The organism is Burkholderia sp. AU45388 (assembly GCF_030481585.1).
Lineage (GTDB): Bacteria > Pseudomonadota > Gammaproteobacteria > Burkholderiales > Burkholderiaceae > Burkholderia > Burkholderia sola.
In genome coordinates, this window is sequence record NZ_JAUJPV010000011.1 from 189,543 (window position 1) to 202,603 (window position 13,061).

Here is a 13,061-nt window from a genome sequence, read left to right on the forward strand (position 1 = left end):
TCCCGTCACGCAGCCGGTGCGGCGGCATGGGCCGCTGCGCGATGCTGGTTCAGGAAATTCTCGAGCAGCGCATGGCCGTGCTCGGACAGGATCGATTCCGGGTGGAACTGCACGCCTTCGACCGGCAGCGTCTTGTGACGCACGCCCATGATCTCGCCGTCGTCGGTCCACGCGGACACCTCGAGGCAGTCGGGCAGCGATTCGCGCTCGATCGCGAGCGAGTGGTAGCGCGTCACGTCGAAATGCTTCGGCAGATCGGCGAACACGCCGCGGCAGTCGGTTTCGATCCGGCTCACCTTGCCGTGCATGATGGTCTTCGCGCGCACGACGCGGCCGCCGAACGCTTCGCCGATCGCCTGGTGGCCGAGGCAGACGCCGAGGATCGGCTTCCTGCCCGCGAATTCGCGCAGCACGTCGAGCGTGATGCCCGCGTGTTGCGGATTGCTCGGGCCGGGCGACAGGCAGATCGTGTCGGGGTTCAGGCGCGCGATGTCGTCGAGCGTGATTTCGTCGTTGCGGTAGGTGCGCACGTCCTCGCCGAGTTCGCCGAAGTACTGGACCAGGTTGTAGGTAAACGAGTCGTAGTTGTCGATCATGAGCAGCATGGTCAGTCTCCGGTCAGAAGTCGCTATCGAGGCCGTCCTGGACCTGTTCGGCCGCACGCAGCACCGCGCGCGCCTTGTTCTCGGTCTCTTGCCATTCGGATTCGGGCACCGAATCCGCGACGACGCCGGCCGCCGCTTGCACGTACAGATTGCCGTTGTGGATCAGGCCCGTGCGGATCGCGATCGCGAGATCCATCTCGCCCGAGAACGACAGGTAGCCGACCGCACCGCCGTACAGCCCGCGCTTGACCGGCTCGAGCTCGTCGATCAGTTCCATCGCGCGCACCTTCGGCGCGCCGGACAGCGTGCCGGCCGGGAACGTCGCGCGCAGCACGTCGTAGTTCGTCATGCCGGGCTTCAGCTTGCCTTCGACCGAGCTGACGATGTGCTGCACGTGCGAGTACTTCTCGATCACCATCTTGTCGGTCACCTGCACCGAGCCGATTTCCGCGATGCGGCCGACGTCGTTGCGCGCGAGATCGATCAGCATCACGTGCTCGGCGATTTCCTTCGGATCGTTCAGCAGTTCGGTCGCGAGTTCCGCGTCACGCTCGGGCGTGTTGCCGCGCGGGCGCGTGCCGGCGAGCGGGCGGATCGTGACGATCTGGTCTTCGCCGCGCTTTTCCTGGCGGACCAGGATTTCCGGCGATGCGCCGACCACGTGGAAATCGCCGAAGTTGTAGTAATACATGTACGGCGACGGGTTCAGCGAACGCAGCGCGCGGTACAGCGACAGCGGATTGTCGCGGTACGGCTTCGTCAGCCGCTGGCCGACCTGGATCTGCATCAGCTCGCCGGCGGCGATGTATTCCTTCGCCTGGCGCACGGCGGTCAGATAGTCGTCCTTCTTGAATTCGCGGAACGTCTCGGTGCGCACGCTCGCCGACGTGACGGGCGGCTGCACGGTCGTGCGCAGGCGCTGCTTCAGTTCGCGCAGGCGGTGTTTCGCCTTCGCATACGCTTCGGGCTGGCCCGGGTCCGCGTAGATGATCAGGTAGAGCTTGCCGGCGAGGTTGTCGATCACCGCGACTTCCTCGGTCAGCAGCAACTGGATGTCGGGCAGGCCGAGATCGTCGCGCGGCGCGGTGTTCGCGAGCTTCTTCTCGATGTAGCGCACCGCGTCGTAGCCGAAGTAGCCGGCGAGGCCGCCGCAGAACCGCGGCAGGCCCGGGCGCTGCGCGACCTTGAAACGGGCCTGGAACGATTCGATGAACTGGAACGGGTCGCCGTCGTGCGTCTCGACGACCTCGCCGTCGCGCACCACTTCCGACACGCCGTTGCGGGTGCGTACGAGCGTACGGGCGGGCAGGCCGATGAACGAATAGCGGCCGAAACGTTCGCCGCCGACCACCGATTCGAGCAGGAACGAGTTGGCGCCCGCGCGTTCGGGCTGGGCCAGCTTCAGGTAGAGGGACAGCGGCGTTTCGAGATCGGCGAGGGCTTCCGCGATCAGCGGGATGCGGTTGTAGCCTTCGTTCGCGAGCGATTGGAATTCGAGTTCGGTCATGTTCCGGTCCTGTTCGGGACGAGCGGCGCGTGCGCCAGGGATCATTTGACGCTGCGCGGGTGGCCGTCGGCGAAAGGGCGGTCGATCGAGAAGTGCCTGTTGCCGGCCGGCACTCCGGGCGTGAACGTCGCGAGCCTGCGGCCGAACCTGAACGCAAGCGTTCGGACGCGGTGGAACTCGGGGTGGTGCGACGATCGGCGCGCGGATGCGCAGCGAGATAAAAAACGGCGCTGAAGACGTGCTTCAGCGTACCTCATCGAAGAGGTTAGCGCGACCAGCGACGCCAGGGCCAGGCTCCCCGGTCGATGCTGCTCAGACTCCGTTTTTTATTCAGAAACATGCGGATGGAAGAAATAATCAGACGGTTGGCCGGCCGGCGTTGTGCGCGGAAATTGCGCGAGCCGCGACCAGCAACGAATCGACTATACCATCCGAATTTATCGTTTGTATAGCTTTGCCGTGGTTGTAGCCGTACGGCACCGTCAGCGTCGCCATCCCGGCCGCGCGGCCTGCCAGCGCGTCGTTTTCCGAATCGCCGATCGCGACCGCGGCGTCCGGCGCGACGCCGAGCGCGTCGCAGGCCGTCAGCATCGGCAGCGGATCGGGCTTCTTGCGCGCGACGCTGTCGCCGCCCAGCACGATGCCGAAGCAGCCGGCCAGCCCGTATTGTTCGAGCAGCTCGACCGCGAAGCGGTGCGGCTTGTTCGTCACGCACGCGAGCCGGATGCCGGCCGCGCGCAGTGCGTCGAGCCCGGCCGCCACGTCCGGATAGAGACGTGTGTGGCGACCGTTGATCTTCGCGTATTCGGCCTGGTAGATCGCCAGTGCGTCGTCGAAGCGCGCGCGCGCCTCGTCGGCCGGGAAGCGCGGCTTCAGCACGCTCTGGATCAGGTGTTCGGAACCCTTGCCGACGTAGCCGATCACCTCGTCGCGCGACGTGGCCGGCGCGCCGAGCCGCGCGAGCATCCCGTTCAGGCCGGCCGTGAAATCGTCGGCCGTGTCGACCATCGTGCCGTCGAGATCGATCAGCGCGGCTTCGATGCGCGGCGCGCCGAAGCGGATCGGGGCCGCGTGTGCAGCGTCCGCGGCGGCCCCGGCCGGCGCGTGGCCGGCGAACGACGAGTCGGCCACGGCGTCAGCTCCGCTCGACGGTCGCAAGGGCCGCGCGCATCTCGTCGATCACCTTGCGGTAGTCGGGCTTGCCGAAGATCGCCGAACCCGCGACGAACGTGTCGGCGCCGGCCGCCGCGATTTCCGCGATGTTGTCGGTCTTCACGCCGCCGTCGACTTCGAGCAGGATCTCGCGGCCCGTGCGCTCGGTGTACGCGTCGATGCGGGCGCGCGCCTCGCGCAGCTTGTTCAGCGTTTCCGGGATGAACGACTGGCCGCCGAAGCCGGGGTTGACCGACATCAGCAGCACGAAGTCGAGGCGATCCATCACGTGGTCGAGATAGTTCAGCGGCGTGGCCGGGTTGAACACGAGACCGGCCTTGCAGCCGTGGTCGCGGATCAGCGACAGCGTGCGATCGATGTGATCCGAGCCTTCCGGGTGGAAGCTGATCAGGTTCGCGCCGGCCTTCGCGAAATCGGGCACGATCCGGTCGACCGGGCGCACCATCAGGTGCACGTCGATCGGCACCTGCACGTGCGGGCGGATCGCCTCGCAGACGAGCGGGCCGATCGTCAGGTTCGGCACATAATGGTTGTCCATCACGTCGAAGTGAATCCAGTCGGCGCCGGCGGCGACCACGTTGCGGACTTCTTCGCCGAGCCGTGCGAAGTCGGCCGACAGGATGCTGGGAGCGATGCGGAATTGAGTCATGACAGGGAGCGGGGGACGTTGCGGCGCAAAACCGTCATTCTACCGTCCGGCGACCGGGCGCGCGGCGGCAGGCCGTGCGGTTGCGGCCCGATTGCGCATAGAATGCCGAACCAATGCGGCGCGCCCGCGGCCCGGCCGCTCGAGTCGGCGCGCGCGGTTACCTACAGCGGACATACCATGAGTCAGTATCAGTTCACCGTTTCGGTGAAAACCAGCTACTTGCCGGAACAATCCGACCCCGATCACCGTCAATACGCATTCGCGTACACGCTGACGATCCGCAACACCGGGCAAGTCGCGGCGCAGCTGATCGCCCGTCACTGGATCATCACGGACAGCGAGAGCCACGTGCAGGAAGTGAAGGGGCTCGGCGTCGTCGGGCACCAGCCGCTGCTGCAGCCGGGCGAGCATTTCGAATACACGAGCTGGGCCGTGATCGCGACGCCGGTTGGCACGATGCGCGGTGCGTACTTCTGCGTGGCGGAGGACGGCGAGCGTTTCGAGGCGCCGGTCGAGGAGTTCGCCCTGCACATGCCGCGCACGCTGCATTGAGCGTGCGGTGTGCGACGTGCGTCAGCGCGGCTGGCGGTCGTCGCGGCGGGCCTGCTTCTTTCTGCCCGACGACGTCCACACGACGATGAAGATCAGCAGGGCAAGCGCGACGAAGGCTTCGAGCGCGAAGATGAGCATCGGATATTGGTCGAGAAAATCTGACATGGCGGTTTCCATCAAGAACGGACATTGTATGTGGTTTGGGCCCCGGCTGGCCGGGTGGATGGCCGCGGCCGCAGCGGCGGCGCTGCTCGCGGCGTGCGGCGGCGCGCCGACGCGGACCTCCGCGCTGAAGCCGCCGACCGGAGCGGCGATCGTGCCGGGGCAGGTCGCCGCGAAGCGGCTCACGCCGGTCGCGTGGCAGCAGGTGCCGGGCTGGCAGGACGATTCGCTGATCGGCGCGACGGCCGCGCTGCGGCAGAACTGCGCGCGGCTCGCGCGCCAGCCGGCCTGGGCGCGCGCTTGCGCGGCCGCCGACCGGCTCGACGAGCTCGACGTCAGCAGCGCCCGCAGCTTCTTCGAAACGTATTTCACGCCGTTCCAGTTCGCGAACACCGACGGTACGCTCGACGGGCTCGTGACCGGCTATTACGAGCCGCTGCTGCACGGTTCGCGCGTACGCCGTGGCCCGTATCAGTACGCGCTCTATCGCTGGCCGGCCGGCTATCGCGCGGGCGCCGCGCTGCCGGCACGTGCGCAGCTCGAGCGCGCCGGCATCCTGAACGGCAACGAGCTCGTGTGGGTCGACGATCCGATCGAGGCATTCTTTCTGCAGGTGCAGGGCTCGGGTCGCGTGCTGCTCGACGACGGCTCGGTGATGCGCGTCGGCTTCGGCGGCACCAACAACCAGCCGTACCGTTCGATCGGCAAGTGGCTGCTTGATCGCGGCGAGCTGACGCCCGCGCAGGCGACGATGCAGGGCATCAAGGCGTGGGCGAAGGCGAACCCGACGCGCGTGGACGCGCTGCTCGACACGAATCCGCGCTTCGTGTTCTTCCGCGACATGCCAACCAAGGAGGATGCGCCGCACGGCGGCGCGGAGGGTCCGATCGGCGCGCTCGGCGTGCCGCTGACGCCGGAGCGCTCGATCGCGGTCGATCCGTCGTCGATCCCGCTGGGCACGCCGGTGTTCCTGCAGACCACGCGTCCGCTGACGAATACGCCGATGAACCGGCTCGTGTTCGCGCAGGATACGGGCTCGGCGATCAAGGGCGGCGTGCGGGCGGACTATTTCTGGGGGCTCGGCGACGACGCGGGCGACCAGGCCGGCCGGATGAAGCAGGTCGGCCGGATGTGGCTGCTGTTCCCGAATTCGTGATTGCGCGCGGGTCGCCCGGAGGGGGCTCGTGAACGAGACGCGGCCTGGATCGCGTCTCACGCGCGTGAGGGGGGCCGGACTGATCGCCGGTGTGCTCGTGTGATTTCAGTTCGCGTGATGCTTTGCGTGTCACGTCGAACGGCGCTTCGGCGTAAAACAGCCCGATCGGCATTGGCCGATCGGGCTGTTTCGTTTGCAGGCGCGGATTCGCCGCTGCACGATGCACGCGCGGCGAGCGACCTCAGCCCTTGCGTTTGTCGACGACGCGGCGCGCCTTGCCGACCGAGCGCTCGATGCCGTTCACCGGCAGCACATTGATCACGGCCGTCACGCCGATCAGCGACTTGATGTCGTACGCGAGCGCCTGTTTGGCCGCCTGGATCGCCGCGGTATCGGGCGCCGTCTCCGGGCATGGCTCGACATTGAGCGTCAGCACGTCGAGCGGGCCTTCCTTGGTCAGCACGATCTGATAGTGCGGCGCGAGCGCGCGCTGCTTGAGCAACTGCTCCTCGATTTGCGTCGGGAACACGTTGACGCCGCGCACGATCATCATGTCGTCCGAACGGCCGGTGATCTTCTCCATCCGCCGCATCGTCCGGGCGGTGCCCGGCAACAGGCGCGTGAGGTCACGGGTGCGGTAGCGGATGATCGGCAGCGCTTCCTTCGTCAGCGACGTGAACACGAGCTCGCCGAGTTCGCCGTCCGGCAGCACTTCGCCGGTTTCGGGGTCGATGATTTCCGGATAGAAATGGTCTTCCCAGATGGTCGGGCCGTCCTTGGTCTCGACGCATTCGGACGCGACGCCGGGGCCCATGACTTCGGACAGCCCGTAGATGTCGACGGCGTCGATGCCCATCCGCTGTTCGATCGCGACGCGCATGTCGTTGGTCCACGGCTCCGCGCCGAAGATGCCGATGCGCAGCGAACTCTGCACGGGATCGAGGCCCTGGCGCTCGATCTCGTCGGCGATCGACAGCATGTAGCTTGGCGTGACCATGATGATGTCGGGCCGAAAATCCTGGATCAGCTGTACCTGCTTTTCGGTTTGCCCGCCGCCGAACGGGATCACGGTCAGCCCTGCGCGTTCGGCGCCATAGTGCGCGCCGAGCCCGCCCGTGAAGAGGCCATAGCCGTAGCTGACATGCACCTTGTCGCCGCGGCGCGCACCGGCCGCGCGGATCGAACGTGCGACGAGATTCGCCCATGTGTCGATGTCGGCGGCCGTATAGCCGACGACCGTCGGCTTGCCGGTCGTGCCCGACGATGCGTGGATGCGCGAGATCTGGTCCTGCGGCACCGCGAACATCCCGAACGGATAGCTATCGCGCAGGTCGCCCTTGGTCGTGAACGGGAAGCGCGACAGGTCGGCGAGCGTCTTCAGGTCGTCCGGATGCACGCCCGCTTCGTCGAACTTGCGGCGATAGACGGGCGAGTGGTCATACGCGTGCCGAAGCGACCATTTGAGGCGTTCGAGCTGCAGCGCGGTCAGTTCGTCCCGTGAGGCGGTCTCGATCGGCTCGAGCGGTAGCGGGGTAGTCATGCATGTCTCCAGTGTTTGTTATGGGCGAGCCGTCGCCGTCAGCGGTCTTCCGGGATGACCGTGCCCTTGATCTGGGCGGATTTGCCGCGAAACATCGCGACCGTGTCGCCTGTCTGGTTCGTGACGCGGATGTCGTAGATGCCGTGGCGACCGGCACGCGCCTGTTCGATCGCCTCGGCCGTCAGCATGTCGCCGCCGTGCACGGGGCGCAGGAATTCGATCGAGCAGCCGGCCGCGACCGCATTCACGTTGTACGAATTGCATGCGAACGCGAACGTCGAATCGGCGAGCGTGAAGATGATCCCGCCGTGACAGGTCTGGTGCCCGTTCAGGAATTCGGGCCGCACGCGCATCTGCAGGCGGGCATAGCCGGCGCGGACTTCGGCGATTTCCATGCCGAATGCGCGGCTGCAGGCATCGGCGTCGTACATGGCTTGCGCGGTGGCGCGGGCGAGCGAGTCGGGGTCGAGCGTGGCGGTGGCGTTCGTCATGTCAACGCCCCTCGAAGCGCGGCGCGCGCTTTTCGATGAAGGCCTGCACACCTTCCGCATAGTCGTGCGACTGGCCGAGCTTGCGTTGCAGGTCGCGTTCCACGTCGAGCTGCTGATCGAGCGTGTTCGTGACGCTGTCTCGCATCGACTGCTTGATCGACGCGATCGCGAGCGTCGGCTGCTGCGCGAGCTGGGCGGCGATCTGGCGGGCCGTCGCAAGGAGCGCGTCGTCGTCGACCGCACGCCAGATCAGGCCCCACTGTTCGGCCTGCTCGGCGCCAAGCTTGTCGCCGGTCAGCGCGAGCCCCAGCGCGCGCGCCATGCCGATGCGTTGCGGCAGGAACCACGTGCCGCCTGAATCGGGTACCAGCCCGATCTTCACGAAGGCCTGGATGAAACTGCTCGAGCGGGCGGCGAACACGAGATCGCACGCGAGTGCGAGATTCGCGCCGGCGCCGGCCGCCGTGCCGTTGACGGCGGCGATCACCGGAATCGGCAGACGCTGCAGGCGGCGGATCAGCGGATTGAAATGCTCGTCGATCAGTGTGCCGAGGTCGGTGGACGCGCCCGGCGTGAAATCGAGGTCGGCCAGATCCTGGCCCGCGCAGAAGCCGCGCCCCGCACCCGTCAGAATCAGCGCGCGTGCACCGGCCGCCTCGACTTCATCGAGCGCAGACTGCAGTTCGCGATGCATCGCCCGCGTGAAGCTGTTCAGCTTGTCGGGGCGGTTGAGCGTGATCGTGGCCACGCGCGCGGCCTGATCGATATCCAGCTGGATCGCCTGATAGGACATGCAGTATCTCCGTCATGACTTCGTTATAGGCGCGCGGCGTGTTGGTTACACGCGTTCGATCGCGAGTGCGATGCCCTGGCCGACGCCGATACACATCGTACAGAGCGCGAAGCGGCCGCCGATACGCTCGAGTTGATGGAGCGCCGTGGTGACGAGCCGCGCGCCCGATGCGCCGAGCGGGTGGCCGAGCGCGATCGCACCGCCGTTCGGGTTCACGCGCGGATCGTCGTCGGCGACGCCGAGCATGCGCAGCACGGCGAGACCTTGCGATGCGAACGCTTCGTTCAGTTCGATCACGTCGAACTGGTCGATCGTCATGCCAAGCTGGGCCAACAGTTTCTGCGTGGCCGGCGCAGGACCGATGCCCATTACGCGTGGCTCGACGCCGGCGGTTGCCATGCCGATGATACGCGCGCGGCGGCGCAGGCCATACTGGTCGGCTGCCTGCGCATTCGCGAGCAGCAGCGCGCAGGCGCCGTCGTTCACGCCCGACGCGTTGCCGGCCGTCACGGAGCCGTCCGGGCGCACGACACCCTTCAGCTTCGCAAGCGCCTCGAGCGACGTTTCGCGCGGGTGTTCGTCGCGCGACACGACGATCGCATCGCCTTTCTTCTGCGCAATCTTGACCGCGACGATTTCTTCAGCCAGCGTGCCCTCTTGCTGCGCCCGTGCGGCTTTCTGCTGGCTGCGCAGCGCGAACAAATCCTGATCCGCGCGGCTGATGTGGTAGTCGACCGCGACGTTCTCGGCGGTTTCCGGCATCGAATCGACGCCGTACAGCTGCTTCATCAGCGGATTGACGAAACGCCAGCCGATCGTCGTATCGAAGATGTCGGCCTGGCGCGCGAACGCGCTCGCGGCCTTGCCCATCACGAACGGCGCGCGCGTCATGCTCTCGACGCCGCCTGCGATCATCAGGCGCGCTTCACCCGCCTTGATAGCGCGCGCGGCCGTGCCGACCGCGTCCATCCCGGAGCCGCACAACCGGTTCAGCGTCGTGCCCGGGACGGCAGTGGGCAGGCCAGCCAGGAGCGCCGACATGCGCGCGACGTTACGGTTGTCCTCGCCGGCCTGGTTCGCGCAGCCGTAGATCACGTCGTCGATCGCCGCCCAGTCGACGTTACGGTTGCGCTCGATCAGCGCCTTGAGCGGCACCGCGCCGAGGTCGTCGGCGCGGACATCTTTCAGGGCGCCGCCGTAGCGGCCGATGGGGGTGCGAATCGCGTCGCAGATGTAGGCGTCTGTCATGAGCGTATCGGTGAGTGACGAACCCGCCGGGTGGCGGATTCGTTCATGGTAGAGAACATGGCGGCGTTTGCACGTCGGCCAATCGGGTTATGCCGTCTGGCCAGCTTCCGCAGGTGCCGCCTTCGGGGCAACATGGACGCGACTTTGCACCACGCGAAACCGGTTGGCGACGAACGCCGGGTCGGCCAGCGCGGCGTTGGCTGCCGGGTTCGCGCCCGTGCCGTGGAAGTCGGAGAACGCGGCCGACTGGTTGACGAATACGCCGCTCGTCAGGTTGATCGACAGCGCGACGCCGCCACGCACCGCCGCGTCGTGCGCGGTATCGATGATCGCGTCGTCGGTGCTGTAGACGGAGAGGGTCAGCGCGCCATGCTCTGCGGCGATTTCACCGGCCAGATCGAGGGATTGTGCGGTCGAGTCGGTCGCGATCACGAACGAAATCGGACCGAACCACTCCTGCGTGAATTTCTCGCGGTCGGCCACGTCGAGCTGCAGTACGAGCGGCGTGCGCACGCGCGCGTCGGGGAAGGCGGGATGCTGGAGCGTCACGCTGTCGGCGAGCACGCGACCGAGCTTGCGCGCGTCGTCGATGCGTGCGGTCACGCCGTCGTTCTGGATCGCGCCGATCAATTCGACCGAGCGTGCCGGGTCACCGGTGAGCTTTTGCACGGCAATCGCGATCGCTTGCGCGACTTCGTCGAAGCTCGCATGACCGTCGGCCGTCCGGATACCGTCGCGCGGCACGTAGATGTTCTGCGGCGCCGTGCACATCTGGCCGGAGTACAGCGCCAGCGAGAACGCGATGTTCTTGGCGGCGGCCTTCAGGTCGTCGGTCGAGTCGATCACGATCTGGTTGACGCCGGCTTTCTCGGTGTACACCTGCGCCTGGTGGGCATGGCGTTCGAGCCACGTGCCGTTCTGCGTGCTGCCAGTGAAATCGATCAGCTTGATCTCGGGGCGCAGCGCGAGATCCTGGACGAGCGCGCCGTCGTTCGGTTCGGTCGCGAGGAGGGTGACCACGTTCGGATCGAACCCGGCTTCGCGCAGCACCTCGCGGGCGATCCGCACCGTGATCGCGAGCGGCAGGATGGCGCCCGGGTGCGGTTTGACGATCACGGTATTACCGGTCGCCAGATCGGCGAACAGGCCGGGGTAGCCGTTCCAGGTCGGGAACGTGCAGCAGCCGAGCACGAGGCCCGTGCCGCGCGGCACGATCGTGTAGCGCTTGTGCATCGCGAGAGGCGGGTTCTTGCCTTGCGGCTTTTCCCAGTGCGCATCGGCCGGGATACGGTGCAGTTCGTTCCACGCATAGGCGACCGCCTCGAGGGCGCGGTCCTGCGCGTGCGGGCCGCCGGCCTGGAACGCCATCATGAAGGCTTGCCCGGTCGTGTGCATCACGCTGTAGGCGATTTCGAAGCTTGCACGATTCAGGCGCGCAAGGATTTCGAGGCTGACGCCGACCCATGCGCTGGGGCCGGCTTCGCGCCATGTGCGTTGTGCGGCGCGTGAGGCAGCGATCAGAGCGTCGGGCGTCGATTTCGGATACCGGATGCCCAGTGCGATGCCGTACGGCGAACGCTCGGCGCCGACCGTTTCGTCGGACGCCGGCTGGTCGAGCACGAAGGTCTTGTCGAGGTGCGACTTGAACGCGGCCTCGCCGTCCGCGCTTGCGCTTTCCCCGTACACTTTGGGGCTCGGCATTTCGGCGAACGGGCTCCAGTACCCGCGGCTCTCGATGGCGGCGAGTGCGTGTTTCAGCGTGTCTTCGTGCTTCGTGAACAGGGCATGGGTCATGGCGGCGGCTTGATGAACGTTGAGAGGGATCGGATCGATTAATTAACCGACCGGTTGGTCGGAGAATGGTAGCATCAAACTATTCGCATGTGCGAGGCGTTTCTCATTTCATTGATCGAGGAGAAATAGATGGCTTACGAGAACATCCTGGTGGAGACCCGGGGGCGTGTCGGTCTGGTGACGCTGAACCGTCCGAAGGCGCTGAATGCGCTGAACGATGCGCTGATGGATGAGCTGGGCGCTGCGCTGAAGGCGTTCGACGCGGACGACGATATCGGCGCAATCGTCGTGACCGGCAGCGAGAAGGCGTTCGCAGCCGGCGCGGACATCGGCATGATGGCGACCTACTCCTATATGGATGCTTATCGGGGCGACTACATCACGCGCAACTGGGAGACGGTCCGCGAGATTCGCAAACCAATCATTGCCGCGGTTTCGGGCTTTGCGTTGGGCGGTGGCTGCGAACTCGCGATGATGTGCGACATCATCTTCGCGGCGGACACGGCCAAATTCGGCCAGCCGGAAATCAAGTTGGGCGTCATGCCGGGGGCCGGCGGCACGCAACGTCTGCCGCGTGCGGTATCGAAGGCGAAGGCAATGGACATGTGTCTGACCGCGCGCTTCATGGATGCCGTTGAGGCCGAACGTGCCGGGCTCGTATCGCGCGTGTTGCCGGCCGACAAACTGCTCGACGAAGCGATTGCCGCGGCGACGACGATCGCCGAGTTTTCGCTGCCGGCGGTCATGATGGTCAAGGAGTCGGTGAACCGTGCGTACGAGACGACGCTGGCTGAAGGCGTCCACTTCGAGCGCCGGTTGTTCCATTCGTTGTTCGCAACCGAAGACCAGAAGGAAGGGATGGCGGCGTTCGTCGAGAAGCGGAAGCCGGTGTTCAAGCACCGCTGATCGGCCGGCGCCTCGGTGGGTATCCGGTACTGATCTGTATCCGTCGCCGGCGCGATTGCTTTGCCCGATGCGTCAAAGCCCCCGTGCGCGTGAGCGCACGGGGGCTTTTTCAAGCTTTCTTCACAAAGGGCTTGCGCGGATGGGGGCGGGTGCTTAGAATCACGCCTCTTTCGCGCTAACGGAAACACGGCGCGGGAGGAAGGGAAGCGGTGCTGTCGGGTTCGGGAAGTAGCGAACCTGGGCGGCGCAGGAAGTTGAGCCCCGCAGTCGCAACGAAGTCGTGTAGAAAGTTGTTGACGAGCTGCGAAACACGGTTCATAATCTCGCTTCTCTGCTGCTGAAAACGCAGCGCTGCTGAGAAACGCTAGGTTCCTCGCAGAAATGCTCTTTAAAAATTAACAGCCGATAAGTGTGGGCGCTTGATGGCAGCGAGCTGATCCTCGGATCAGATAGCGAAAGTATCAAGAGTCTCACACTAAAGTAAG

13 protein-coding genes are annotated in these 13,061 nt (G+C 66.1%); 3 read left to right on the plus strand and 10 right to left on the minus strand.

Annotation, left to right across the window (positions count from 1 at the left end):
• Positions 1-5 precede the first annotated feature (5 nt).
• From QZM72_RS19470 to rpe, 4 genes are all read right to left on the minus strand, one after another.
• Positions 6-605, minus strand: coding sequence for an aminodeoxychorismate/anthranilate synthase component II (locus QZM72_RS19470; RefSeq protein WP_089466572.1), 600 nt, complete (start codon positions 603-605; stop codon positions 6-8).
• 13 nt (positions 606-618) lie between these two features.
• A complete protein-coding gene (gene trpE, locus QZM72_RS19475; protein ID WP_301738979.1) occupies positions 619-2,112 on the minus strand; it encodes an anthranilate synthase component I in 1,494 nt (497 codons plus the stop codon).
• A gap of 357 nt (positions 2,113-2,469) precedes the next feature.
• Positions 2,470-3,243 carry a phosphoglycolate phosphatase gene (locus QZM72_RS19480; protein ID WP_089466573.1) on the minus strand — a complete coding sequence of 258 codons (774 nt, stop codon included), beginning with the start codon at positions 3,241-3,243 and terminating at the stop codon, positions 2,470-2,472.
• Positions 3,244-3,247: 4 nt separating this feature from the next.
• The gene (gene rpe, locus QZM72_RS19485; protein WP_011883156.1) at positions 3,248-3,934 is read right to left on the minus strand and encodes a ribulose-phosphate 3-epimerase; all 687 of its coding nucleotides are present in this window, start codon (positions 3,932-3,934) and stop codon (positions 3,248-3,250) included.
• A gap of 177 nt (positions 3,935-4,111) precedes the next feature.
• Between rpe and apaG the strand changes: the two genes are divergently transcribed.
• On the plus strand, positions 4,112-4,486 hold the full coding sequence (apaG, locus tag QZM72_RS19490) for a Co2+/Mg2+ efflux protein ApaG (RefSeq protein ID WP_089466589.1): 375 nt from the start codon (positions 4,112-4,114) through the stop codon (positions 4,484-4,486).
• 21 nt (positions 4,487-4,507) lie between these two features.
• Here apaG and QZM72_RS19495 read toward each other — a convergent pair whose 3' ends face one another.
• Positions 4,508-4,651 (minus strand): hypothetical protein, encoded by a 144-nt coding sequence (locus QZM72_RS19495; RefSeq protein WP_235356184.1) that lies wholly within the window; start codon positions 4,649-4,651, stop codon positions 4,508-4,510.
• A gap of 28 nt (positions 4,652-4,679) precedes the next feature.
• Here QZM72_RS19495 and QZM72_RS19500 point away from each other — a divergent pair, with 28 nt between their 5' ends.
• On the plus strand, positions 4,680-5,804 hold the full coding sequence (locus QZM72_RS19500) for a murein transglycosylase A (protein WP_256979555.1): 1,125 nt from the start codon (positions 4,680-4,682) through the stop codon (positions 5,802-5,804).
• 241 nt (positions 5,805-6,045) lie between these two features.
• Here QZM72_RS19500 and paaK read toward each other — a convergent pair whose 3' ends face one another.
• The 5 genes from paaK to paaN form a co-directional block, all read right to left on the minus strand.
• Positions 6,046-7,344, minus strand: coding sequence for a phenylacetate--CoA ligase PaaK (paaK, locus tag QZM72_RS19505; RefSeq protein ID WP_089466574.1), 1,299 nt, complete (start codon positions 7,342-7,344; stop codon positions 6,046-6,048).
• A gap of 38 nt (positions 7,345-7,382) precedes the next feature.
• Positions 7,383-7,835, minus strand: a complete 453-nt coding sequence (gene paaI, locus QZM72_RS19510; RefSeq protein ID WP_089466575.1) for a hydroxyphenylacetyl-CoA thioesterase PaaI — start codon at positions 7,833-7,835, stop codon at positions 7,383-7,385.
• A gap of 1 nt (position 7,836) precedes the next feature.
• Positions 7,837-8,628 carry a 2-(1,2-epoxy-1,2-dihydrophenyl)acetyl-CoA isomerase PaaG gene (paaG, locus tag QZM72_RS19515; RefSeq protein ID WP_089466576.1) on the minus strand — a complete coding sequence of 264 codons (792 nt, stop codon included), beginning with the start codon at positions 8,626-8,628 and terminating at the stop codon, positions 7,837-7,839.
• 45 nt (positions 8,629-8,673) lie between these two features.
• Entirely contained in the window at positions 8,674-9,876 is a 1,203-nt protein-coding gene (pcaF, locus tag QZM72_RS19520; RefSeq protein ID WP_089466577.1) for a 3-oxoadipyl-CoA thiolase, read from the minus strand.
• An 87-nt stretch (positions 9,877-9,963) separates the two neighbouring features.
• Positions 9,964-11,670, minus strand: a complete 1,707-nt coding sequence (paaN, locus tag QZM72_RS19525; RefSeq protein WP_089466578.1) for a phenylacetic acid degradation protein PaaN — start codon at positions 11,668-11,670, stop codon at positions 9,964-9,966.
• 129 nt (positions 11,671-11,799) lie between these two features.
• Here paaN and QZM72_RS19530 point away from each other — a divergent pair, with 129 nt between their 5' ends.
• Positions 11,800-12,576 carry an enoyl-CoA hydratase gene (locus QZM72_RS19530; RefSeq protein WP_089466579.1) on the plus strand — a complete coding sequence of 259 codons (777 nt, stop codon included), beginning with the start codon at positions 11,800-11,802 and terminating at the stop codon, positions 12,574-12,576.
• The last annotated feature ends 485 nt before the right edge of the window (positions 12,577-13,061 follow it).